At 70.8% G+C, this 23,381-nt stretch carries 24 protein-coding genes; 9 read left to right on the top strand and 15 right to left on the bottom strand.

All coding sequences use genetic code 11. The features are described from left to right. From VKN16_01360 to VKN16_01350, 3 genes are all read right to left on the bottom strand, one after another. A partial coding sequence (locus tag VKN16_01360; GenBank protein ID HME92848.1) for an iron ABC transporter permease occupies positions 1-1,580 on the bottom strand: 1,580 nt, incomplete at its 3' end. A 10-nt stretch (positions 1,581-1,590) separates the two neighbouring features. Beyond that, positions 1,591-2,613 carry an extracellular solute-binding protein gene (locus VKN16_01355; GenBank protein ID HME92847.1) on the bottom strand — a complete coding sequence of 341 codons (1,023 nt, stop codon included), beginning with the start codon at positions 2,611-2,613 and terminating at the stop codon, positions 1,591-1,593. 25 nt (positions 2,614-2,638) lie between these two features. After that, complete coding sequence (locus VKN16_01350) at positions 2,639-4,036, bottom strand: MmgE/PrpD family protein (GenBank protein ID HME92846.1); 1,398 nt, start codon at positions 4,034-4,036, stop codon at positions 2,639-2,641. Positions 4,037-4,156: 120 nt separating this feature from the next. Here VKN16_01350 and VKN16_01345 point away from each other — a divergent pair, with 120 nt between their 5' ends. From VKN16_01345 to VKN16_01320, 6 genes are all read left to right on the top strand, one after another. Continuing rightward, complete coding sequence (locus tag VKN16_01345; GenBank protein ID HME92845.1) at positions 4,157-4,525, top strand: cupin domain-containing protein; 369 nt, start codon at positions 4,157-4,159, stop codon at positions 4,523-4,525. Position 4,526: 1 nt separating this feature from the next. Next, positions 4,527-4,865 carry a hypothetical protein gene (locus tag VKN16_01340; GenBank protein ID HME92844.1) on the top strand — a complete coding sequence of 113 codons (339 nt, stop codon included), beginning with the start codon at positions 4,527-4,529 and terminating at the stop codon, positions 4,863-4,865. Positions 4,866-4,868: 3 nt separating this feature from the next. After that, complete coding sequence (locus VKN16_01335; GenBank protein ID HME92843.1) at positions 4,869-5,711, top strand: hypothetical protein; 843 nt, start codon at positions 4,869-4,871, stop codon at positions 5,709-5,711. A gap of 146 nt (positions 5,712-5,857) precedes the next feature. Next, the gene (locus tag VKN16_01330) at positions 5,858-6,283 is read left to right on the top strand and encodes a TM2 domain-containing protein (protein HME92842.1); all 426 of its coding nucleotides are present in this window, start codon (positions 5,858-5,860) and stop codon (positions 6,281-6,283) included. Further along, positions 6,274-6,603, top strand: coding sequence for a hypothetical protein (locus tag VKN16_01325; protein ID HME92841.1), 330 nt, complete (start codon positions 6,274-6,276; stop codon positions 6,601-6,603). The genes VKN16_01330 and VKN16_01325 overlap by 10 nt, the downstream gene beginning before the upstream one ends. A 28-nt stretch (positions 6,604-6,631) precedes the next feature. Further along, positions 6,632-7,024: a carboxymuconolactone decarboxylase family protein gene (locus VKN16_01320; GenBank protein ID HME92840.1), complete on the top strand. Its 393-nt coding sequence runs from the start codon at positions 6,632-6,634 to the stop codon at positions 7,022-7,024. Positions 7,025-7,031: 7 nt separating this feature from the next. On the opposite strand, the gene VKN16_01315 is transcribed toward VKN16_01320, so the two are convergent. From VKN16_01315 to VKN16_01295, 5 genes are all read right to left on the bottom strand, one after another. Then, positions 7,032-8,594 carry an ATP-binding protein gene (locus VKN16_01315; GenBank protein ID HME92839.1) on the bottom strand — a complete coding sequence of 521 codons (1,563 nt, stop codon included), beginning with the start codon at positions 8,592-8,594 and terminating at the stop codon, positions 7,032-7,034. 5 nt (positions 8,595-8,599) lie between these two features. Then, the gene (locus VKN16_01310) at positions 8,600-9,892 is read right to left on the bottom strand and encodes an LLM class flavin-dependent oxidoreductase (GenBank protein ID HME92838.1); all 1,293 of its coding nucleotides are present in this window, start codon (positions 9,890-9,892) and stop codon (positions 8,600-8,602) included. 88 nt (positions 9,893-9,980) lie between these two features. Then, positions 9,981-10,913, bottom strand: coding sequence for a lytic transglycosylase domain-containing protein (locus tag VKN16_01305; GenBank protein HME92837.1), 933 nt, complete (start codon positions 10,911-10,913; stop codon positions 9,981-9,983). A 153-nt stretch (positions 10,914-11,066) separates the two neighbouring features. Continuing rightward, entirely contained in the window at positions 11,067-11,876 is an 810-nt protein-coding gene (locus VKN16_01300; GenBank protein ID HME92836.1) for an SDR family oxidoreductase, read from the bottom strand. Positions 11,877-11,881: 5 nt separating this feature from the next. Next, positions 11,882-13,957: a 3-hydroxyacyl-CoA dehydrogenase NAD-binding domain-containing protein gene (locus VKN16_01295; protein HME92835.1), complete on the bottom strand. Its 2,076-nt coding sequence runs from the start codon at positions 13,955-13,957 to the stop codon at positions 11,882-11,884. A 189-nt stretch (positions 13,958-14,146) separates the two neighbouring features. Between VKN16_01295 and VKN16_01290 the strand changes: the two genes are divergently transcribed. After that, the gene (locus VKN16_01290; protein ID HME92834.1) at positions 14,147-14,536 is read left to right on the top strand and encodes a hypothetical protein; all 390 of its coding nucleotides are present in this window, start codon (positions 14,147-14,149) and stop codon (positions 14,534-14,536) included. Here the strand turns inward: VKN16_01290 and VKN16_01285 are convergent. The 3 genes from VKN16_01285 to VKN16_01275 are packed head-to-tail and all read right to left on the bottom strand — an operon-like array spanning position 14,533 to position 17,254. Further along, positions 14,533-15,417 carry an LLM class F420-dependent oxidoreductase gene (locus VKN16_01285; GenBank protein HME92833.1) on the bottom strand — a complete coding sequence of 295 codons (885 nt, stop codon included), beginning with the start codon at positions 15,415-15,417 and terminating at the stop codon, positions 14,533-14,535. The genes VKN16_01290 and VKN16_01285 overlap by 4 nt on opposite strands. Beyond that, positions 15,417-16,259 (bottom strand): thioesterase family protein, encoded by an 843-nt coding sequence (locus VKN16_01280; protein HME92832.1) that lies wholly within the window; start codon positions 16,257-16,259, stop codon positions 15,417-15,419. Before VKN16_01280 ends, VKN16_01285 begins: the two co-directional genes overlap by 1 nt. Before the next feature lie 11 nt (positions 16,260-16,270). Then, positions 16,271-17,254, bottom strand: a complete 984-nt coding sequence (locus VKN16_01275) for an aldo/keto reductase (protein HME92831.1) — start codon at positions 17,252-17,254, stop codon at positions 16,271-16,273. A 77-nt stretch (positions 17,255-17,331) separates the two neighbouring features. On the opposite strand from VKN16_01275, the gene VKN16_01270 reads away from it, so the two are divergent. Further along, positions 17,332-18,999 (top strand): cation:proton antiporter, encoded by a 1,668-nt coding sequence (locus VKN16_01270; GenBank protein ID HME92830.1) that lies wholly within the window; start codon positions 17,332-17,334, stop codon positions 18,997-18,999. Between the two features lie 25 nt (positions 19,000-19,024). Here VKN16_01270 and VKN16_01265 read toward each other — a convergent pair whose 3' ends face one another. Next, on the bottom strand, positions 19,025-19,696 hold the full coding sequence (locus VKN16_01265) for a nitroreductase family protein (protein ID HME92829.1): 672 nt from the start codon (positions 19,694-19,696) through the stop codon (positions 19,025-19,027). 54 nt (positions 19,697-19,750) lie between these two features. Here VKN16_01265 and VKN16_01260 point away from each other — a divergent pair, with 54 nt between their 5' ends. Beyond that, complete coding sequence (locus tag VKN16_01260) at positions 19,751-20,959, top strand: CoA transferase (protein ID HME92828.1); 1,209 nt, start codon at positions 19,751-19,753, stop codon at positions 20,957-20,959. Positions 20,960-21,060: 101 nt separating this feature from the next. Here the strand turns inward: VKN16_01260 and VKN16_01255 are convergent, their stop codons facing one another. From VKN16_01255 to VKN16_01245, 3 genes are all read right to left on the bottom strand, one after another. Continuing rightward, positions 21,061-21,870: an ABC transporter permease gene (locus tag VKN16_01255; GenBank protein HME92827.1), complete on the bottom strand. Its 810-nt coding sequence runs from the start codon at positions 21,868-21,870 to the stop codon at positions 21,061-21,063. Next, complete coding sequence (locus VKN16_01250) at positions 21,867-22,715, bottom strand: ABC transporter ATP-binding protein (protein HME92826.1); 849 nt, start codon at positions 22,713-22,715, stop codon at positions 21,867-21,869. The genes VKN16_01255 and VKN16_01250 overlap by 4 nt, the downstream gene beginning before the upstream one ends. Before the next feature lie 55 nt (positions 22,716-22,770). Further along, the coding region (locus VKN16_01245; GenBank protein ID HME92825.1) for an amidohydrolase family protein at positions 22,771-23,381 on the bottom strand (611 nt) is incomplete at its 5' end.

The following is a 23,381-nucleotide window of genomic DNA, read 5'->3' as shown; positions in this document are numbered from 1 at the left end:
AGGTCGAAGATCACCACCGACATGACCTTGGTGTTCGGGCTGAACAGGATGATGGAGGCCGACAGCTCGCGGATGACCCCGATGAACACGAAGCACCACGTGGCGATGATGCCGCTCCGGGCCAGCGGGGCGGTGATCTCGCGCAGCACGCGGAAGCGGCCGGCGCCCAGGATGCGGCCCGCCTCCTCCAGCTCGGGGTGGATGCCGCGCAGCGTGGCGTCGGACTGCGAGTAGCCGACCGGCATCTCCTTGGTGAGATAGGCCAGGAACAGGATCCAGAGCGTGCCGTAGAGCAGGAAAGGCGGCCGCGTGTAGGCCACGAACAACGCCACCGCCAGCACCACCCCCGGGATCACCACCGGGGCCACCGCGAGGAAGCCGAGCACCTGATGGCCCCGCACCAGCCGGCGGTTGGTGACGTACGCGAGGAGGGTGGCGAGCCCGGCCCCCACGCAGGCGGTGAGCACGCCCAGCTCGATGGTGTTGACGATGGCCGATTGGGTGGCGCGGTTCAGGAAGGTGAACGACCAGTTCTCCAGCGAGAAGTTGTCGACGGTGAGCGGCTGGGCCCACGCGCGCGAGAAGGCAGCCTTGAGCAGGATGCCGTAGGGCAGGAAGACCGCGCCGGCGAGCACCGCGAGGCAGGCGAGCAGCGCGGGCCCGCGCCAGCGTCCGAGCCGGATCACGCGCCGCTGGGCGCCCTTGCCACCCACCGCGGCGTAGCCGCGCCGCCCGAGCAGCCGCTTCTGCGCGAGCAGGAGGAGCGCGGTGGCCAGCAGCAGCGGGATCGAGAACGCGGCCGCCATCTCGACGCGCGGCGGGTACTGGAAGAACGCCCACAGCTGAGTGGTCACGGTGTGGAAGCCGGCGGGCAGGGCCAGGATCGCGGGCGAGCCGAAGAGGGCGAGCGCCTGCAGCACGGCCAGGATGAAGCCGCTCAGAATGGCGGGCAGCACCATCGGCAGCGTGATCGTCCAGGCGACCTGGAAGCGCCCGGCCCCGTGGATCGCGGCGGCGTCCTCCAGATCGGAGGCGATCAGGCCGAGGGTGTTGGCGATCATGATGTACACGTACGGGAAGGTGTAGATCGCCACCACGAAGATCAGCCCGGGCATCGTGAAGATGTTGACCAGGGGATCGTCGGCGCCGGTGAGGCCGCGGTACAGGCGGTTCAGATAGCCCGCGTTGGGTCCGGCGAGCATGACCCACGCGAAGGCCCCGAGGAACGGCGGGGTCACGAACGAGGCCATGATCAGGTGCTGGATGGTGCGGCGCCACGGCAGATCGGTCCGCGCGGTGAGCCAGGCCAGCGGCGTGCCGATGGCGAGCGAGACCACGCCCGACCACGCGGCGAGCACCAGCGTGTTCCAGAGCGCCTTCTGCAGGGGCGGGTCGGAGAATACCCGCGCGTAGTGGGCGAGGGTGACGCCGTGCTCGGCGCGCACGCTCATGTAGGCGAGCCAGCCGAGCGGTAGCAGGATCAGCAGGAGCAGCGCGGCGGCCGCGAGGAGCCAGATCGGCGCGGCGCGGTCGAGGCCGTCCCAGCGACGGGGACGGACCACGCTCGCCGCGTCGGCCATGAGCGGCGCGCTAGGCCCCGAAGAACTCGACGAAGCGCGTCTTGATCTCCTCGTTCCGCTTCTCGAGCTCCTCCGCATCCACCGGCAGGAGCTTGAGGTCGGACATCCGCGGCTTGTCGGCGGGATACGTCACCTGCGGGTGGCCGGAGTAGAGGCCCTCGGTGTCGGCCAGCACCTGCTGCATATCGCGGCTGAAGATGAAGTCGGTGAAGAGCTTGGCCGCGTTCGGATGGGGCGCGAAGCTGGTGATCGCGCTGGGGGACACCACGAGAGGCACGCCCTCCTTGGGATACACGATCTCCACCGGATTGCCCTTCTTCTTGGCCTGGTAGAACGTGTAGTCGCCGCCGTCCACCGCGACCGGCCGCTCGCCCGAGGCGACCACCCCGGAGGGATCCACCGCCGACTGCACGAGCATCGGCTTGTTCAGGGCGAGCGCCTTGAAGTAGTCCCACCCGTGCAGGTGCACCAGGGCCAGCACGTGGGTGGCGATCACGCCGCTGTAGCCCGGGTGCGCGGTGACGAGCTTGCCGCGCCACTTGGGATCGAGCAGGTCCTTCCAGGTGCGCGGGGCCTCCGCGGCCGGCACCGCCTTGGTGTTGTAGGCGATGACGTTCACGGTGGCGCGCAGCCCGAAGTGGTAGCCGTCGCGGTCCTTGAAGCCGGCGCCGAAGGCCTCGACGCCGGCGGGGGCGTACTGCATCAGCAGCTTCTTCTCCTTCAGCAGCACGTAGTGGCCGGCGTCCGAGGTGTGCACCACGTCCACGTTGCGGATGTTGGAGGCCAGCTCCTGCATCATGCGCTGCAGGATCCGCTGCGACCCGGTGCGCTGGACCTCGACCTTCACGCCGGGATACGCGGTCTCGAACAGCTTGGCCACCTTCTCCGAGCTCGAGAGCGCGAGCGAGGTGTACCAGACGACCTTGCCCTCCTTCTTGGCCGCCTCCAGCCGGGCGTCCTGCGCGGCGGCGGCCGCGGCCGAGGAGACGAGCGCGAGCAGTAGCGAGGCCATGACGAGCCGGCGATGAGTCATCGAGATCTCCTGGGGGTCGGTCGGGTCACGCGGTGAGCGCGTCCATCAGCGGGCCGACCCCCGGCTGCGCGGCGAGCGCGTCCGCCAGTGCGACCGCGCGGGCGGCCTGCGCCTCGGGAATGGCCAGCGCCGCGTTGTCGCGGAATTTGGCCACCAGCTCCTCGCGGGTCATGGGGAAGTCGGGCCCGCCGCGCGGGTGATCCTGCCGCTCTTCGAGCAGCCGGCCGTCGGTCAGCCGCACCGCCACGTGGCCGATGAAGTGACGGGGATAGTCGATGGTCGGATCGACGTCGTAGAACACCCGTGCCGCCACGCGGCGCCGGGCCTCGTCCTGCGAGGCCTCGTCGGTGAAGTCGGCCAGCGCGGCCCGTCCGTTCACGAGGATGCACGCGAGCAGGTAGGGCAGGCTGAACTTCGCGGCGTAACCGTTGGGCGGACGGTGCTTGGCGGCCAGCGGCTCCCACAGCCGCGGGATCGGCCCCGCGGCGGTCCGGCAGCGCACCTCGGCGATCTGCTCGGGTCGGAGCGCGTGCCGCTCGCGAAGCCGCAGCGCGCAATCCATGTAGGGATGCGCGATCGAGCCGCAGGGATAGGGCTTGAAGGTGAGCGCCGACAGCTCCCACGTCGAGCCGAGGCTCGCGAGGAGCGCCTCGAGGCGGGCCGGCTCGTGGCCGCCCGCGAAGGCGGCGTAGAAGCCGTGCTCGCCCTCGAAGACGGTCTCCGGTCCGGTGAAGCCGGCGCGCGCGAGGAGCGCCGCGGTCACGCCGGCGTGGGCAGCCCAGCCCGGGTGCAGGCGCTTGGTCCACGAGCCGTCGGCCAGGTACTCGATGATGCCGGCGGCCTGGCTGCCGCAGATCCCGAAGGCGGCGACCTGCTGGTCCTGGGTCAGCCGGTAGAGCCGGCCCGCCGCCGCGGCCGCCGCGAAGCCGCCGGTGAGCGCGGTCGGGTGATAGTGACGCGCGTGGAAGCGGCCCGGCACCGCGAGGCCGACCCGGCACATGACCTCCACGCTCGCGATCATGGCCTCCAGGACCTCGCGGCCGGAGGCCTCGACCGCCTCGCCGACCGCCAGCGCGGTGGTCACCGCCACGCAGCCGGTATGGACGATGGCGTCCTCGCGGGTGTCGTCGAAGTCGAGCCCGTGCGCGAGCGTGCCGTTGGCCAGCACCGCGACGGCCGCGCCGACTCGCTGCGTGGTGCCGATCAGCGTGCTCTCCGGCGGGCCGCCGAGCCGCTCCGCGGCCTGCGTCACCGCGCGGCCGAAGTCCTGGCCGGAGGAAGCCAGGCTGCTGCCGAGGGTATCCAGGGCCAGCAGCGTGGCGCGGGCGCCGACCGCGGGGGGAACGTCGTCCAGCCGGAGGCCGGAGACGAATCGCGCGAAGCGCCGGGCAACCGACGGAGGCGAGGCGGGGGGCTGTGGCACGGCCGTCGGCTCTTTCTACTGAACGCCCTCCACGATGTCAACGCCGAAGTTCCCGCCGGCGCGATGGAGACGCGGCGGCGGTCTGGCGCAGTGCCGACGACGGCGATATGATGCGGCCGAATGGACGAGACGGCGACGCCGCGGGCCACCGGAGTCGCGCAGGTCTTCGACCTGCACGCGCTGAAGGACTTCGCGCCCGACAAGCGCGTGCGCAGGATGCTCTTCAAGACCGACCAGCTCTGGTCGGAGATCGCCTGCTACGAGCCGGGGCAGTCCACCGTGATGCACCAGCATCCGAAGGAGGAGGAGGCGATCTACGTGCTGGAGGGCCGCGCCCACATGAACATCGACGGCGAGGAGGTCGTGGTGGACGCCGGCTCCATCGTGAAGTTTCCGCAGAAGGTCCTGCACGACGTGCGCAACCTGGGGCCGGACCGCTGCGTGATCATGTTCCTCAAGATCAATCCCAAGGTGTTGCGCGATGGGTAACGTGGAACGCTGCGACAAGACCCTGCCGGTGAACGAGATGATCTACTACGTCCGGCGCGACGCCGCCCTGCGCGAGCGCTGGAACCACGACCTGGAAGGGATCGCCCGCGAGTTCGGACTGAGCCGCGAGGAGTACGAGGCCGTCCGCGACAAGGACGTGCGCCGGCTCAACGACATGGGCGTGCACCAGTACTACATCCCCCAGATCCTGCGCCTCTTCTACGGGGCCTCCGCCAACAGCAACAGCCATCCCGCGCTCGAGGCCTACAAGCGCGCCTATCCCGAGGAAGCCGCGGCGGCCGAGCGCGCCCAGGCGCGGCCCGCGCGGGAGAAGGCCTGAGCCATGGCCCGCGTGGTGGCCGCGATGGCGCTGACCCACTCGCCCGGGCTCACCGGGTGGTTCGATCGCGCGCCCGAGGATCAGCGCCGCGAGGCGCGGCGGGCCCTCGACGAGATGCGAGAGCGGCTGCGCGCGGCGCGGCCGGACGTGATCGTGCTGTTCAGCAACGATCACCTGCTGAACTGGCCGATCAACAACACGCCCGAGTATACGGTCGGCATCGGGGCCGAGCACGTGGGGCCGGCCGACTGGTACGACGAGTGGCTCGCCCTGGAGAAATACCGGATCCCCGGGCATCCCGCGATCGCGCGCTATCTGGTCAACGAAGGGGCCCGCCGTCGGCTCGCCTTCGCCTACCTGCGCGAGATGCAGTTCGACGACGGGGTGTCGGTGCCCATGCACTACCTGAATCCGGAGGGGGCCATCCCGCTGGTGCCGGTGACCATGAACTGCACGGTGCCGCCGATCCCCACGCCGGAGCGCGCCTACCAGGTGGGCACGACGCTCCGCGAGATGCTGCTGGCCTATCCCGGTTCGGAGCGCGTGGCGGTCATCGCGACCGGCGGCCTCTCTCACGAGCCGGGCGGGCCCCGCTACTTCTCGGTCGACGAAGCGTTCGACCGCTGGTTCCTGGACCTGCTGAAGCACGGCGACCACGCCGCGCTGCTGCGGGAATGCACGCTCGAGCGCATGGAGGACGCGGGCTCGGGCGGCACCGCCGAATTGCTCGCGTGGGTGCTCGCGCTCGCGTTCACGCGCGGGCCCGCGGAAGTGCTGGCCTACATGCCGGCGGTGGCGTGGCGCTCGGGCACGGGCATGGTGGTATGGCCTGGCCTGCAGAGCTGACAACTTTCTTGCAACCGTCCTCCCGTGGACGACCGGAGTGACACGTGAAAAGCGTCGATCGGCGTCGCGCGCCTAAACTCACGTCCAGTCTCACCCGGCCCTCTGGCGCTGTTCTTGCTCCCCCCCGGCCTCTCGGGAGGATCGTCATGATCCCGATGCAGCCGGATCGAGAAGGGTCGGTCTTCCGCAAGCCGGCGCCCCCACCCGAGCGTGTGAGCGCCCGTCGCATGCCGGAGACCCGGAGCGACCGGAGCCTCGCGATCCCGTCGCGCGTCGCGTCGTCCCTGTCGCGAACAGTGCGCGAGCAGCTCGCCTACCTGACTCCGGACCAGCAGCGCGCCTTCCTGTGGCGCTATCGCGCCCAGGCCAAGTCCCCGCTCGTCGCGGCCTGCTTCCTGCCGCTCGGCTGGCACTATCTGTACCTGCGCAAGCGCGGCCTGCAGGTGCTGTTCTGGCTCACCCTGGGCGGGCTGGCCGCCTGGTGGGTGGCGGACATCTTCCGCCTTCCCCGGCTCGTCCGGGACCACAACCGTCGCGTGGCGACGCACGTCATGCGCGCCCTGTGGGGCTAGGAGACCCGTCCCCCTACACTCGCATCAGCGGGTGCGATCTCTGCCGGGCCGCTCGCATCACGCCCTGGTATCACGAGGACGACATCTGCTGGATCGCCGAATGTGAGATCTGCGCGGTGCCCATGGTGGTCTGGCGGTATCACGGCACCGAGCCGCCCCTCGAGCATCTGGAGCACATGCACGCGCGTCTGCGCGAGATCGCCACCCGGGAGCTGGGCGGCGAGTGCTACATCGACGACCACATGCGCAACATCCCCGACCACTACCACGCCCACGGCCGGCCCAAGGGCGGGTTCTTCGGCCCCGGCGCGCGCCGGTAGCGCGTCCCCACTTCGAGAGGAGAGGACCATGCCCGAGAGCGAGCGGCACCGGAAGGGCAACGAGATCCGTCGCCAGCTGCTGGGCGACAAGTACGTGGAGCGGGTGAACGCCACGACCTACCAGGACCCGATCATGCGCACGTTCATCGACGTCGCCACCGAGAACGTGTTCGGCGCGCTCTGGAGCCGTCCCGGGCTCGACCTCAAGACGCGCACGCTGGTGTGCGTCGTCTCCGACGCGGCCACCGGCCGGGAGCCCGAGCTGCGCATCCACCTGCGGATGGCGCTGCGCCAGGGATGGACCGAGCAGGAGCTGATCGAGGTGCTCATCCACATGTCGGGCTACGTGGGCGTGCCGATGATCCGCGAGGCGCTGATCTGCGCCCGCGACGTCTTCAACGAGGTGAAGAAGGAAGGCTGAGACAGCCTCAGGGCCGCGGCCCGGCCGGCGCGGCCGGCAGCTCGACCCAGAAGGTGCTGCCCGCGCCTTCGGTGCTGTTCACGCCGATGCGCCCGCCGTGGGCATCGACGATGCTGCGGGTGATGGCGAGCCCGAGCCCGGTTCCCGCGATCCCGGCGGTGGAGTCGTTGCGCACCCGGTAGAACTTGTCGAAGACGTGCGGCAGATCGCGCGCCGGGATGCCGATGCCGTCGTCGCACACCTCGATGCGCACCGGCCCTCCGGATGGCGCGGGCTCGACGGTGACCCGCACCCGCCCGCCGCTCCGGCTGTACTTGACCGCGTTGCCGACGAGGTTCACCAGCACCTGCGCCAGGCGGGCCCGCGTCCCGAGCACCGCGGCCTCGGGCGGCGCGGTCGCCGCGATGGTGACGCGCTTGCTCTCGGCCAGCGCGCGCGATCCGGCGACCGTCTCCTCGATGAGCGGCGCCAGGTCGACACGCTCGGTGGCGACGTCCAACCCCGCCTCGATCTTGCCGAGGTCGAGCAGGTCGGTGACCAGCTCGGTCATCTGCTTCGAGCTGCGCAGGATCCGCTCGCAGCGCTCGCGGTGGCCCGGGTCCGCGGCGGGCGCGGCCTTCAGCAGCAGCTCGGCGGTCATCGAGATCGCCATGATCGGGCTCTTGAGATCGTGCGACACCGTGTTGACGAAGTCGTTCTTCATCTGCTCGAGGCTCTTGAGGAGGGTGATGTCGCGCAGGATCGCGGCGAGGCCCACCGGCTCGCCGTACTCGGTGCTCACCGAGACGAGGCTGGCCTGGGCGGTCCGCCCGTCGGGGAGCGGCAGCTCCGCGATGCCCGGCCGGCCGGTCTCGAAGAGTCGGCGGAGCGGCTCGTGGGCGATCGCGTCGTCCAGCGGCCGTCCGGTGATCCGCTCGGGGGCCACGCCCAGCATGGCCCGCACCGCCGGGTTGGCCAGCAGCACGACACCGTCGGGATTGACCATCACCACCGCGTCGGCGGTGCTCGCCAGCACCGCGGCGAGCGTGCCGCGCTCGTCGGCCAGCGCCTGGTAGGCCCGGCACGTCTCGAGCGCGCCGGACACGCCCGCGGCCACCAGCGAGGCGACCTCGAGGTCATCGACGGTGTACGGCGCGCTCCGGCGCGCGAAGAAGAGCGCCCCCAGGATCTGGATGCCGCGACGGAGCGGCACCGTGAGCGCCGCCTGCAGCCCGGCCCGCGCGAGCACGCCGTCGAGATCGTCGGCGGCGTCGGGAATGGCGTGGAGATCTCCGACCAGGTGGGCCCGCCCGGTGCGGAGGCTGCGCCCGGGCAGGCCCTCCTCCTTCGAGAACAGTCGGCCGCCTACCGGCCGCTCCAGGTAGCCGGACAGCGAGTGGACGAGATAGCCCTGCCGGTCGGCGTCCTCCAGGCAGATGGCCAGATAATCGTGGGGCACCACGGTGTCCGCCTGCTCGGCGAGGGCCTGGAAGACGTGCGTGGGGAGGGGCGAGCCCGAGAGACCGATCAGCATCTCCCCGGCGCGCCGGAGGCGCCCGGCCAGAGGCGGGGCCGCCTCGGGGCCCGACATGTGGCCTAGCGATCCTCCATGATCTGCCGCATGCGCGCGAAGGTCAGGAACCGTCGCCGGTTCGCCTCCGGCATCTTGTCCAGGTCCGGCAGCTCGGTGACCGTGAGCCCGTAGGCCTCGTACGTCGGGATGTCGGCCTCGGCGAGCCCGACCGCCGCGCGCTTCCGCTCGAAGGCGGCGGCCACGTAGGGCGCCAGCTCCCGCTCCTTGGCCGTGGCCCGCGCCGCCTCGCGCGCCCGGAATTCCGGCATCACCGACGAGGCGAACAGCTCGAGCGACTCGCAGATGTGCTCGTGGCGGTTCCGGCCGCCCTGCTGGATGAAGATGGTCTGATCGACCCCGTAGTCCTCGAAGGCGCGCAGCGAAGCGCGCAGCTCGTCGGGCGTGCCGATGCAGCCGGTGCCGCCGCCCAGGACGTCGAGGTCCAGCTCGGCCCGCACCCGCTCGAACTTGTCCCAGATGTCGGTACGGCCGGGCCGGTGCTTGCCGAACACATAGTGATGGCCGAGGGCGAACTGGAAGAAGCGGAAACCCTCGGTGCCGCGCCGGCGCGCCTCTTCGCCATCCGGGTGGCACGAGAAGCCCGTCACCATGGCCACGTTCGGGTTGACCGCGTGGCCGATCGGCACGCACTCGCGCTTGAAGGTCTCGTAGTAGTCGTCGACCCAGTGCTTGGCCTCCGCGGGATCGATGAACGCGAAGGTGAGCGCGCCCATCCCGAGCTGCGCGGCCAGGTGGATGGTCTCTCGATTCGAGCACGCCACCCAGAGCGGCGGGTGCGGCTGCTGCACCGGCTTGGGCACCACGTTGCGGACCGGCATCGAGAAGTACTTGCCGTGGAAGCCGGGATAGGGGTCCAGCGCGAGCATGCTCGCGACCTGCTCGGTCGTCTCTCGCCACATCGCGCGCCGCTCCACCGGATCGACTCCGAAGCCTTCCAGCTCCGCCCGGGAGGCCGACTCGCCGGTGCCCCAGTCGACGCGGCCGTTGGAGACCAGATCGAGCGTGGCCAGGCGCTCGGCCACCCGCGCCGGATGGTTGTAGCCGGGCGGCATCAGCACGATGCCGTGGCCGAGCCGGATCCGGCGGGTCCGCTGCGAGGCGGCGGCGAGGAAGACCTCGGGCGCGGACGAGTGGGAGTATTCCTCGAGGAAGTGGTGCTCGACCTCCCACGCATGGTCGATGCCGAGACGGTCGGCCAGCTCCACCTGCGCCAGTGCGTCCTGGAACAGCTGCTGCTCACTGCCTCGAGACCACGGACGAGGGAGCTGATGCTCGTAGAAGACGCCGAATTTCATGCCCACTCCTTTCGCGCGGCCGCCACGATGGCGGCGGCGCCGCCATCGTAGCGCAGGAGACGGGCGGGAGGCGAGGAAGGGGAAGCGGCTACGGCGACTGCGCGATCGGTGCGGTCGGGTCGGGAGCCGGCGCCGCGTCCGCCGCGCCGGGGCCGGCCACGGGGGGGGCCAGGGCCCGCGGGCTCGGGCGCGCGTCGGCCTCCTGCAGCAGGACCTGCGGACCGTGGTCGGTCCGCGGAGCGGGCATCGGCACCAACGTCGGATATGGCTCGGGCCGCCCGATCAACGGGCGCGTGATCGGCGTGCTCACCATCTGCACTTTCGGCTGCGGCCGGGGCATGCGCGACATCCACTGCGGAGCCGGCACCGGCCTGGCCAGCACCCGTTCGGCGGTCTGCTTGTCTCCCATGCGGCGGAGCACGCGGGCCACGAAGCGGCGGGTCTCCGGATACGGCGGGATGCCCTTGTAGCGGAGCACGTTCTGCTCGCCCGCGTTGTAGGCGGCCAGGGCGAGCGGCAGGTCGTTGTTGAAGGTGTCGAGCATCGCGCGCAGATGGCTCGCGCCCGCGTCGATGTTCTCGTCGGGGTCGTGCGGGTCGCGGACTCCGATCATGGCCGAGGTCTGAGGCATCAGCTGCATGAGGCCGCGCGCGCCCTTCTGGGAGACGGCGGCGTGATCGAAGTTCGACTCGACCGCGATGACCGCGGTGATCAGCGCCTCGGAGAGGCGGTAGCGCGTGGCCGCGGCCTTGATGTGATCGGGGATCGCGGCCAGATCGTACTCGGGGGCGGTGGTCTCCTCGACGGAGACCTCGGCGGGCAAGCGGCTCACCGCCGCGCCGCGTACGACGACGTCGGCGGGCGGTGTCCACACCGCGAAGAGCACGGCCAGACCGAGCGCCGCGCCGATGGCCGGCAGCGGCTGCATCCACTGCGCGCGCTCCCACTCGGGAAAGAGCGGCAGCTGGCGGCGATCCGCCTCGACATAGTGATTCCAGACGTTGACCAGTCGGGTGTACATTCGGGCACCTCCGGGTGCCCGGGAGTATGCGAGGCGAGTGCCAAGCGCGACGAGCTACTTGGCCTTTATCGACGGGTAGTTGAGTGACGTCGTGCAGGTGCCGCGGCATCTCCGGCTCGGTGACCGTCACTCAAGTCACCGGACTGACACCGCTCAGCTGCGCGTGATCTGACCGATGCCCGGAAGCCGGCCCAGGAGATTGCCGGTCACGCCGCCGTCGACGATCAGATCGTGGCCGTTGACGTAGCGCGCATCGGGTCCCAGCAGGAACGCGATGACGTCGGCCATGTCCTCCGGGGTGGCCACGCGGCCGATCGGCACGAGGGCATCGCGCGCGGCCGCCACCGACTGATCGGTGTAGACCTTCTCGGTCATGCCGGTGCGCACCATGCCCGGCGAGAGGCTGTTGACGCGAATGCCGTCGCGACCGAATTCTTGCGCGAGCACCGAGACCAGCATGATCACCGCGGCCTTGCTCGGGCCGTAGGGCCCGAGGTTGGCGTGCGCGTTGCTGCCCGACATGGAGCCCACCGCCACGATCGCGCCCTTCGAGGCGGCGAGCGCGTCGTGGGCCGCTCGGGCGAGCAGCCACGTCGCGCGCGTGTTCACCGCGAACATCCGGTCCCAGTCCTCCACCGCGTAGGTGAGCAGCGGCCCCGGCCGGTTGACGCCCGCGTTGCTGACGAGCCCGTCGAGACCACCGAAGCGCGCGATCGCTTCGCCGACCACGCGCCCCGGCGCGTCCACGGTGGCCATGTCCCCGTGGAGCGGCAGCGCGGCCGCGCCCAGGCTGCCCAGCTCGGCCACCAGTGCCTCGAGCGCGGCCGAGGGCCCCCCCGGAGAAGGCCAAAGGTCCACCGCTGCGATCTGCGCCTTGCCGCCCCGGGCCCGCGCGTCGCGCGCCAGGCGCAGGCAGGTCGCCCGACCGATCCCGCTCGCCGCTCCCGTCACCAGCGCGCGCACGACGCTCAGGCTCCCGTGAAGGTCTTGCCTTCGCTGGCCAGGCGGTCCAGCAGCGGGGCCGGCGTCCACTCCTCGCCCTGCGTCTTACGCCACTCGTTCATCCGGTCGCGGATGGTCTTGAGCCCGACCTGATCGGCCCAGAACATCGGGCCGCCGCGGTAGACCGGCCATCCGTAGCCGTAGACCCAGATCACGTCGATGTCGCTGGCGCGGATCGCGATCTTCTCCTCGAGGATCTTCGCGCCTTCGTTGACCATCGGGTAGAGCAGGCGGGCCAGGATCTCGGCCTCGCCGATCTTGCGACGGAGGATGCCTTGCTCGCTCGCGACCTCGACGATGATCTTCTCCACGTCGGGGTCGGGGATCGGGGTGCGATCGCCCTTCTCGTAGCGGAAGTAGCCGGCGCCGGTCTTCTGGCCGAACCGCCCGAGCTCGCAGATGCGGTCGGCCACCGCCGACTTCACGCCCTTGCCCTTGCGGATGCGCCAGCCCACGTCGAGGCCGGCGAGGTCGCCCATCGCGAAGGGGCCCATCGGGAAACCGAAGTCGGTGAGCACTCGGTCCACCTCGTGGGGCAGCGCGCCCTCGAGGATGAGCTTCTCGGCCTCGCGTCCGCGCTGGTGCAGCATGCGGTTGCCCACGAAGCCGTAGCAGACGCCGACCAGCACCGGCACCTTGGCGATCCGACGGCCCACGCCCATGGCGGTGGCGATCACGTCCTTGGCCGACTTCTTCCCGCGTACGACCTCGAGCAGGCGCATGACGTTGGCCGGGCTGAAGAAGTGCATGCCGATGACGTCTTCGGGTCGCTTGGTCGCCGAGGCGATCTCGTCCACGTCGAGCGTGGAGGTGTTGGTGGCCAGCACCGCGCCCGGCTTGCAGATGCCGTCGATCTTGGCGAAGACCTCCTTCTTGATCGGCATCTCCTCGAACACCGCTTCCACCACGATGTCGGCGTCGGCGATCTTCGACCAGTCGGTGGTGCCGGAGATGAGCCCCATGCGCTTCTCGACGTCCGGCATGGTGAGGCGCCCGCGGGAGGCGGTGGCCTCGTAGTTCTTGCGCACGACCCCGAGGCCGCGATCGAGCGCCTCCTGGGCGACCTCGACCACCGTGACCGGGATCCCCGCGTTGGCGAAGTTCATCGCGATGCCGCCGCCCATGGTGCCGGCCCCGAGCACCGCCGCCTTCCGGATGTCGCGGCTCTTCGTGTCGGCCGGCACGTCGGGAATCTTGGCGGCCTCGCGCTCCGCGAAGAAGAAGTAGCGCTGGGCCTTCGACTCGGGCGAGGTGATCAGCTCCTGGAACAGCTCGCGCTCGCGCTTCAGGCCCTGGTCGAACGGCAGATTCACCGCGGCCTCGACCGCCTTGATGCAGTTCTCGGGGGCGCGGAAGCCGCGCGTCTGCCGCGCGACCGACTTGCGGAACTCGGCGAAGATCTCGGGCTTGCCACGCACCGCCGCCACCTTCTCGTCGAGATCGCGGATCTTCTTGAGCGGCCGCTTCTCCGAGACCACCTTCTCGGCGAAGGTCACCGCCGCCGCGGTGAGGTCGCCCTCGACGATCTCGTCGATGAGGCCCGCCTTCAGCGCCTCGTCCGCGCCGATCGGGTCGCCGCTCACGATCATGGACAGGGCCTTGGGCACGCCGACCACGCGCGGGAGCCGCTGGGTGCCGCCCGCGCCGGGCAGGATCCCGAGCTTGACCTCGGGCAGGCCGAAGCGCGCCGTCTTCGCCCCGACGCGGTAGTGACAGGCCAGCGTGACCTCGAGCCCGCCGCCCAGCGCGGTGCCGTGGATCGCGGCCACCACCGGCTTGGGCGAGCTCTCGATCAGATCCAGCACCTCGTGGAGGCTCGGCTCCTTCGGCGGCTTGCCGAACTCGGTGATGTCGGCGCCCGCGATAAACGTGCGCCCCGCGCACGTGATCACGATCGCCGCGACGCCGCCGTCGGCGGCGGCCTGCTTGAGGCCATCACGCAGGCCCTGGCGTACGTGCTGGCTCAGCGCATTCACCGGCGGGTTGTTCACGGTCAGCACGGCCACGCGGCCGCGGCGGTCGAGATCGACGGACTGGGTGATGGCGGTCATGGCCTTCTCCTTCGCGGGAGTGAGCGGTGAAGTGCCGTCATGATAAGCGTCTTGCCGGGCCCCGGGAAGGGGCAGAATTACCTGGGCAATCCTTCCCGTTCCGGACGGATCCGCCGGGCTGGTCGTGGATAACTATCTGTGCAGGCAGCAGTTTTCAGGATCCGCGAGCCGGCATCTCCCATGCGTGCGTTCCAGGGTCAGGAGGACGACCCCATGCGTGCCCGTTCGCGATTGGCCGCAACGATCCTCGGCGGTTGTGTCCTCGCCGCCACGGTGCCTTCTCTCGCCCGCGCGCAGTCGATGGAGTTGAAGTCGACACCGCCCGCGCGCGAACGCGTGGCGCCGGCCGTGCCGGAGCGCGGTCTCTACCCGCAGCGTCCGTCGCTGCCGGATCGTCCGAATTTCTTCGGCCCGCTCTCGCGCGACACCGGCACCGGCCGCGCCGGCATCGCCGGATTCAGCGTGCCGAATGCCCCGGTGGGCTCCCGCCTGGCGGCCCAGCCCGACAATCCCGGCTGGGCCGGTGTCGGTTTTGCGATCGAGTGGGGCCGCTCGGAGCGCGCGGACTAGCCCGCCGATGAGAGCAGCCCGCGCAGCTCGCGCGCGGCCTTCTCCACGAAGCGCTCGAGGCCCGAGGCGTCGAGGGCGCGGGGTGGTATCAGGATGAGGCGGTGCACCCCCAGCGCGGCGAACCGGTCCGCGCTCGCGCGATCCATCGCCTCGCCGCAGCGCGTGGGACGCGGCGTGACGCTGATCTGGAGCGGCCCGAGCTCGCTCGGGCGCTCGTAGCGCGCGGCGGCCGCCTTCAGGCCGTCGAGACAGCGGCGCGTCCCCTCCTCATCCAGCGCGAATCCGTACCAGCCGTGTCCCTGCTCCACCGCGCGTCGAAAGGCCGCGTCGGTGTGCCCGCCGATCACGATGGGCGGCAGCGGCTTCTGGACCGGCTGCGGATGAGCCTGCACGCCCGAGAACGTGACGAATCGGCCGTGATGCCCGGGCCGTGCCTGGGTCCAGATCGCGCGGATCGCGGCCAGGTACTCGTCGGTGGCCGCGCCGCGCGTTCCGAACGGGATGCCGAGGGCGCGGAACTCCGGCTCGAGATAGCCGACCCCCACGCCGAAGATGAGCCGGCCGCCCGAGAGCACGTCGAGGGTGGCGAGCTGCTTGGCCAGCACCAGCGGATTGCGCTGCGGCAGGATGATGATGCCGGTGCCGAGCCGGATGCGGGTGGTGTGGGCGGCGAGGAAGGCGAGCGCCACGATCGGATCCGTGATGCGATCCTCGGGCTCGAGCGGCGACGGCGGCACCCGCGGGTCCGGCAGGACGACGTGCTCGCCGCCCCACAGCGAATCGAAGCCGTTCGCCTCGGCCGCGCGGGCCACCCGGGCGGCGCCGTCGGGATGGCTGCACGGTCCCGAGGTCATCGAGAAGAGGCCCAGTGCCAGCGACATCAGCCCTCCGTGATGAGCAAAGCCCGCGCGCGCTGCCGCATGGCGTCGGGCAGCGGGGCCGGGCGGCGCGCCTCCTGGTCGAAGTGCACGCCGGATTGCTCGAGCGTCGCCGCCATCTCGCCGCTCGGCTCCCGCGTCATGACGTGGAGCAGGCGCAGCGAGGAATTGCCCACGTGCAGCACGCCCGAGCGGACCCGCACCGAGTCCCCGGCCCGCAGGGGCGCACCCAGCTCGAGCTGGAACTCGAAGGTGGAGAAGCCGCGCTGCTCGGCGCGCATGTAGTGCGGCGTCATGCCGAAGCCCGCGATGGCGTGACCATTGGCGGCCGAGAAGCGATGGATGTAGTGCGAGAGCGCGGCCCCGCCGGTCACGTCGATCTCGACCGGCCTGACCGTGTCGTGCGCGCTGTCGCGAAGGCCCCGCGGATCCGCCGGCCGCGGCCGGCGCTCGCGGACCGGTCCGTCCCAGGCCACCCGCCGCTCGTCGATTCGCCGCTGGCGCGCCGGATCGAGCGGCGCGGCCAGGCGGACCCGCTGCTCCACCGTGGTGCAGAGCACGGCCTCGCCGGTATCGAAGAGCTTGTGGCCCAGCACGAGGCCGTCGGGCTCGGCGCCGATCACGCCGCTCTCCACGTGCATGATGTCGCCCACGCGGAGCTCGCGCTGGTAGCGGACGAAGCAGTCCACGGTGCGCGCCTCGGCGGGCGCAAGACCGAGGGCCCCCAGCAGGTTGTGGCCCGCATCGGCGATGCGGGCGAAGTAGTACGCCACCGTGAAGTGGTCGTTGTGATCCACTTCCCAGCGGAAGACCGTCCCGCGATAGGTCTCGAGCCAGTCGCCCACGGCGCGGCCGGCTAGATGTAGACCGCTTTCATCATGCCCGCCGGATAGCGGAGGCCGGCGGCGGCGCCCGCGGGCACCGCGTCTTGCAGCGCGGCGACCTCGGCGGGGGTGAGCGACACGTCGGCGGCCGCCGCGTTTTCCTCGAGGCGCGCCGTCCGCTTCGTGCCCGGGATCGGCACGATGTCGCGCCCACGCGCGAGCAGCCAGGCCAGCGCGAGCTGACCCGGGGTGCAGCCCTTCTGCTGCGCCATGTCGAGCAGCGGCTTCACGAGGTCGAGGTTCTTCTGGAGGTTTTCCCCGTGGAAGCGCGGGTGATCGCGGCGCCGGTCGTCGGCCGGGATGTCCGCCGCGGTCTTGGTGGACGCGGTGAGCAGGCTGCGGCCGAGCGGCGAATAGGCCACGAATCCGATGCCGAGCTCTCGGAGGGTCGGCAGCGTCTCCTCCGCCTCGACCCGGTAGAGCAGCGAGAACTCGGACTGCAGCGCGGCGATCGGATGCACCGCGTGGGCGCGCCGGACGGTGGCGGGGGCGGCCTCGGAGAGCCCGAGGAAGCGCACCTTGCCGCTCTCGACCAGCCGGCCCATCGCCCCGACCGTGTCCTCGATGGGCACGCTCGGATCCACCCGGTGCTGGTAGTAGAGGTCGATCGTCTCGACCCCCAGGCGCTTCAGGCTTGCGTCGCACGCCTGCGCGACGTACTCGGGGCGGCCGTTGACGCCGGGCGTGCCGTCCGGATTGCGCAGGTTGCCGAACTTGGTGGCGAGGACGGCGCGCTCCCGCCGGCCGCGCAGGGCCTTGGCGAGCAGCTCCTCGTTCTGCCCGAAGCCGTAGGCGTCGGAGGAGTCGAGGAAGTTGACCCCGAGATCCAGGGCGCGTTGGACGACCGCGATGGACTCCGCCTCGTCGCCCTTGCCGTAGACGTTGGACATGGACATGCAGCCGAGGCCGATGGCCGAGACGGACAGCGAGCTCTTGCCGAGGGTGCGCTGCTGCACGAGATCCTCCTCCGGATCGGAAAGTTGGTTAGGATACGGCGACCGATTCTATCCCAAGACGGAGGCCCCCGCGACCGGTGGTCCACGACGTCGGCCTGCTGCGTGACATCGCCCTCGGCATCGTCTTCGCCGCGATCCTGGGCCACGTGGCCCGGGTGATCCGGCAGCCGCTGCTCCTCGGCTACATCGCGGGCGGGGTCGCGCTCAGCCCCCAGATGGGCCTCGGGCTCGTCACCAGCGCGGAGAACATCGAGCTGATCGCGGAGATCGGCTTGATCTTCCTCCTGTTCATCATCGGCCTCGAGATCGACGTCCGGGAGCTGCGGCGGCTGGGCGGCTCGATGCTGAGCCTGGGCGTCGGGCAGTTCGTGATCAACTCGCTGCTGGGCCTGGCCTTCTTCGGGTGGCTCGGCTACCGGGTCGGGGGCGGCCACTTCGATCTGGTCTATCTCGCCATCGTCATCTCGCTCAGCTCGACCCTGATCGTGGTGAAGCTCCTGCGCGAGAAGTTCGAGCTCAAGATCCTCTCCGGCCGGCTCACGCTGGGCGTGCTGGTGGTGCAGGACATCTGGGCCATCGTGTTCATGGCCGTCCAGCCGAGCCTCCACGACCCGGGGGTGCTGCGCATCGCCGGCTCCATCGTGGGCGGCGCGGTGCTGGTCGCGGTGGCCTTCCTGGCCAGCCGCTTCGTGCTCGCCCCGCTGCTGGAGGTCTCGGCGAGCCGGCCAGAGCTGGTGCTGATCTCGTCGGTGGCGTGGTGCTTCGGCATCAGCTCGGTCGCCCACCAGCTTGGCCTGTCGCGAGAGATGGGCGCCCTGATCGCGGGGGTGAGCATCTCGGCGTTTCCCTACGGCTCCGACGTCATCTCCAAGGTGACCGGCGTGCGCGACTTCTTCGTCACGCTGTTCTTCGTCGCCCTCGGCATGAAGGTGCCGGTCCCGACCGGCGACGTGCTCGGGCAGGCGCTGCTGATCGTGGCCTTCGTCTTCGTGAGCCGGTTCATCGCGGTGATGCCGACGGTGGTCCTGCTGGGCGACGGGCTCTACGCGGGCGCGGTCACCTCGCTGAACCTGGCCCAGATCAGCGAGTTCTCGCTGGTCATCCTGACCCTGGGCGCGGGCTACGGCCACGTCTCCGAGCGCACGGGGGCGGTGGTGCTCACCGCGATGATTCTCACGTCGCTCATCTCGCCCTACGTCATCACCTGGAACGACCGGATCGCGCGGGTGCTCCTGCGCCCGTTCGAGCGCGGCCGGGCGGTTCCGGTCACCGGCGGGCCCGGGGCCCGCGCCCACGCTCCGCTGGAGATCGTGTTGCTGGGCCACTTCCGCATCGCCCAGGCCGTGCTCGACCTGGTGGAGGACAAGGCCCCCGATCTGAAGAAGCGCATCACGCTGGTGGACTACGACGCCCACCGCGCGCACGCGGTGGTGGCGCGCGGCTTCCGGTGGGAGTACGCCGATCTCGCGAACCCGGACGCGCTGGAGCACCTGGGAATCGAGGACGCGCGCCTGGTGGTCACCACGATCTCCGACACGTTCCTGCGGGGAATCAGCACGCGGCGTCTCGTGGCCAACCTGCGCCGGATGTCCCCGCACGCGGTGATCGTGATGACCGGCGAGGAGAAGACCGACGCGCACGACCTGCTGCAGGCCGGGGCCGACCACGTGCTGATCCCGGGCGAGATCACCGGCGAGCGCATCCTGGAGTTCCTGACCGACGGCGGTGCGTTGAGGGGACGCTAGGTCAGGCGCCGGCACCCCGAGCTGGCTAGGTGCGGGATCGCAGCGGCGTCCCGCCCCACCGCTCGAGCATCGCGAACTCCTCCACCGGCTTGCGCTTGAGCCGGGTGAGCGCCTTCGCGGGACGGCCGAGCGGTATCACCGCGGCCAGCGCGACGTGCGAGGGCAGGCCGAGCAGCGCCTGCACCGCCGGCTCCTGCGCGGCGGCGAGCGTGGTGATGGTGCCCGCGAAGCCTTCCTGGCGGGCCGCGAGCAGGATGTTCCAGGCGAACGGATAGATCGAGGCGCCGCTGATCACGCCCACCCGATCGAGATCGGCGTCCATCGAGGCGACCAGCCGCAGGTCCACCCCCACCACCAGCACCACCGGGGCCTTGAGCACCGGCTCGGTCAGGCGCGCGGGGGCCGGGGTCCGCTCGATGATGGCCGCGTCGACCTTCGTCCGCTCGATGGTGTTCCAGGGGCTCTCGCCCACCGCCACCTGAGCGGCGTAGCGCTTGGCCGCGGGCGCGGCGGCCCGCGAGAGGCCCTCACGGCTCTGACGGTCGCGCACCACGATCACCTTCCACCCCTGACGGTTGCCGCCGCTCGGCGCGAAGCGCGCACGGTCGAGAATCCGGAACAGCGTCTCGTCGGAAAGCGGCTCGTCGGTGAAATCGCGGCACGAGAACGTGGTCGTCATCACGTCGTAGAGCTCCATGGCGTCGCCTCCGGGGGATGAATATACACCGCCAACGGCGGTATAGTACGCGCCATGACGACCACCTCCGAGCCCGCGCTCTCGCTGCACGGCATCCGCGTCATCGACCTCTCCCGCGTCATCGCCGGACCGTGGTGCGGCGCGCTGCTCGCCGATCTGGGCGCGGACGTGATCAAGGTGGAGGACACCGGGCCGGGCGACGAGTCGCGCACCTGGCCACCCCACAAGGACGGCGAGGCCGCCGCATATCTGCTCTTCAACCGCAACAAGCGCGGCATCGCGCTGGACCTCAAGACGCCGGAGGCGGTGGAGGTGGTCAAGCGCCTGGTGCAGACCGCGGACGTGGTCATCGAGAACTTCCGGACCGGGACCATGGAGTCGTTCGGCCTCGGCTACGACGTGCTGTCCGCGATCAACCCGCGGCTCATCTACTGCTCGGTCTCCGCCTTCGGCCGCACCGGGCCGCGCAAGGACAGCCCGGGCTACGAGGCGTTGATGCAAGCCTTCAGCGGCATCATGTCCATCACCGGCGAGCCGGGGGGCCAGCCGGTCCGGGCGGGCGTCTCGTTCCTCGACCTCACCACCGGCATCCTGTGCGCGTTCGGCGTCTCCAACGCGATCATCCAGCGGCAGCGCACCGGCCTCGGCCAGCGCGTCGACGGCTCGCTGCTGGAGACTGCGGTGAGCCTGCTCGCCTTCCACGCCGAGGGCTATCTGCTGACCGGCGCCCTGCCGCGCGCGCTCGGCTCGGGGCACCCGTCGCTCTCGCCCTATCGCAACTTCAAGTGCCGCGATGGGCAGTGGATCTTCATCGCGGCAGCCAACGACCGCTTCTGGCAGAAGCTGGCCAGGGCGCTGGATCGGGGAGACCTGGCCGGCGATCCGCGCTTCGAGAAGAACCAGGGACGTGTGGCCCACCGCGCCGAGCTGGAGAGCCTGCTCGAGCAAACGATCGGCGCGCTCGATCGCGAGTCGCTGCTCAAGCGCCTGGAGGAGGCCGACGTGCCGGCCACGCCGGTGAACACGGTGGACCAGGTGATGAACGATCCGCAGACCGCGGAGCGCGGCATCGTGCAGCGCGCGATGCACCCGACGCTCGGCGAGATCCCGGTGGTCGGCACCCCGCTCCACTTCTCCCGCATGTCGCCCGGCGTCCGCCGCGCCGCGCCGCTGCGCGGCGAGCACACCGACATCGTCCTCACCGACCTCGGCTATACCCCCGCCGAGATCCGAACCCTCCGCGACAAGAAGGTCACGATCTAGCTGGGGTCAAGCTGGGGTCAGGTCTTGCATTACGACATTTTCGCCACGCGCGGCGGACGCCTCGCGCAAGAAAATGTCGTAATGCAAGACCTGACCCCAGCCTAGCCGAACTTGCGGGATTCTTCGCGGCGGTAGGCGCGCAGGGCGATGGCGAGGAAGAGCACGGTGTAGCCGGCGAGCCACGCGAAGGCCGTCGACATGGGCTCGGAGGCGGCGCCGACCGCGCTCCAGGCGAGCTGGCCGTAGTGATAGGCGGGCAGGTAGGGCGCCACGCGCTGCACGAAGCCGGGTAGCTGGGAGAGCGGCAGGAAGAGGCCCGAGGCGAAGGCCAGCGGCAGGTACACGAGGTTGGCGGCGGCGGGCGCCACGTTCGGTCCGGACAGGTAGCCGATCGCGAAGCCCAGCGCGATGAACGGCACCGAGCCGACCAGGAGCCGCGCGATCATGTCGAGCCATACCAGCGGATCCTGGCGGATGCCGCCCACCACCGTGCCGTAGGCGATGAGGACCACGAGCGACAGCAGCGCGTAGACCTGCGCGTTCAGCACCTTGGCCAGGATCGCGATGATGGGTGGCAGCGGCGTCGCCCGCATCAGCACGTCGACCTTCAGCGCCCGCTCGGTGGCCACCCCGATGCCGAAGCCGAAGACCATCACGCTGCCCACGCTGTAGGCCGCGAACGAGCCGAGCAGGTACGCGCCCAGGCTGGTGCCGCCGGCCATGGTCTGCTTGACGTAGGGCAGGCCGAAGAAGGTGAAGAACAGGACGGGGAGCGCGACGATGGTGACGCTGAAGGCGGGGATGCGCCAGCGAATGCGCATCTCGCTCCACGTCTGGCGCACCAGCATGCGGCCGAGCGGCGCCACGCCCGGCGCCCCGGCCGCGCCGCGGGTGACGGCGCCTCCGCTCATCCCGCGACCTCCGGGCGCCTGGTCAGGGCGAGAAAGGCCTCCTCCAGGTCCGCGCCGCTGACCTCCAGATCCACCACGTCCACTCCGCGACGGAACAACTCGCGCAGCACCGCGGCCGGCTCGTTGCTCAGCAGGCTCGCGCGGTCGCCGTCGAGGCTCATCACGCTGGCAGGCAGGCCGTCGAGGTCGGCGCGGGCGAGCGGACGGCCCGCGACCACCGTGATCTTCTTGCCGGGCACGCGCGCCTTCAGCTCCCGCGGGCTCGCGTCGGCGATGACGGTGCCCCGGTCGATCACCACGATGCGCCCGGCCAGCTCCTCGGCCTCGCGCAGGTAGTGGCTGGTGAACACGATGGTCTTGCCGGCGGCGGCCAGGGTCTGGATGCTCGCCACGAACGCGCGGCGGGCCTCCACGTCCATGCCCACGGTGGGCTCGTCGAGGAAGAGGATCTCGGGGTCGCCGCAGATCGCGAGCGCGAAGTAGAGCCGCTGGCGCTGCCCGCCCGACAGCGTGCCCACCCGCGCGCCCGCCTGCTCGGTGAGCCCGGCCATCGCGATGGCCCGCTCGACGGGCAGCGGCGCCGGATAGTAGGCGCGGAAGAGATCGACGATCTCGGCCACGGTCAGCACCGCGGTGGTGCCCGACTCCTGCAGCATCACCCCGCAGCGGCTCCGCGCGCGCCGGTCGGTGGGCGGCAGCCCGAACAGCCGCGCCTCCCCCGCGGTGGGCTGCCGCAGTCCGAGCATCAGGCTGATCGACGTGGTCTTGCCCGCCCCGTTGGGCCCCAGCATCGCCACCACCTCGCCGGGGCGAATGGCGAGGTCGACGCCGCGCAGCGCCTCCACCTGGCCGTAGCGCTTGCGCGCGCCGATGAGCGCGACGGCCGGCGGAGCGTCCGATTCACCCCTTGAGCCCGTAGAGCCTCCGGGCGTTGTCGGCGAACAGCTTGCGCTTCTGCCCGTCGCTGATGTCGCCGCGCTCGCGGATCTCGTCGAGCGACGCGGGATAGCTGTGATCCCAGTGCGGGAAGTCGGAGGCGTAGACGACCTGGTTCTCCCCGACCAGCTTCAGGGCCTGGGGCAGCAGCCACTCGTCGGCCTCGCAGGAGAAGAAGATGCTGCCGCCCCGCACGTAGTCGCTCGGCTTGCGCTTGAGCGCGGGCGCCTCGGCCGCGCGCTTGGCGTACTCGTCGTCCATCCGCTCCATCCAGTAGGGCGCCCAGCCGCAGCCCGCCTCCAGGAACGCGAGGCGCAGCCGCGGGAAGCGCTCGGGAATGCCCTCGAAGATCACCGAGGTGAGCTGGCGCATCTGCCCGAAGGCGTGCGAGCAGGTGTGGGCCTGGATGAAGGCCGGGAACAGGTCGACCCCGGCGCCGCCCAGGTGCGAGCCGGAGGCGTGGATGCCGAGCATCACGTCCAGCCGCTGGGCCTCCTCGTACACGTCGGCGTAGCGGCTGTCGCCGAGCAGGTGGCCGCCGTCGGCCGACAGCATGGCCCCGCATAGCCCCAGCT

The sequence above is a fragment of the Candidatus Methylomirabilota bacterium genome, from assembly GCA_035315345.1.
Lineage (GTDB): Bacteria > Methylomirabilota > Methylomirabilia > Rokubacteriales > CSP1-6 > CAMLFJ01.
The sequence above is the reverse complement of the archived record's forward strand: the minus strand, read 5'-3'. Positions and strand labels throughout refer to the sequence as shown.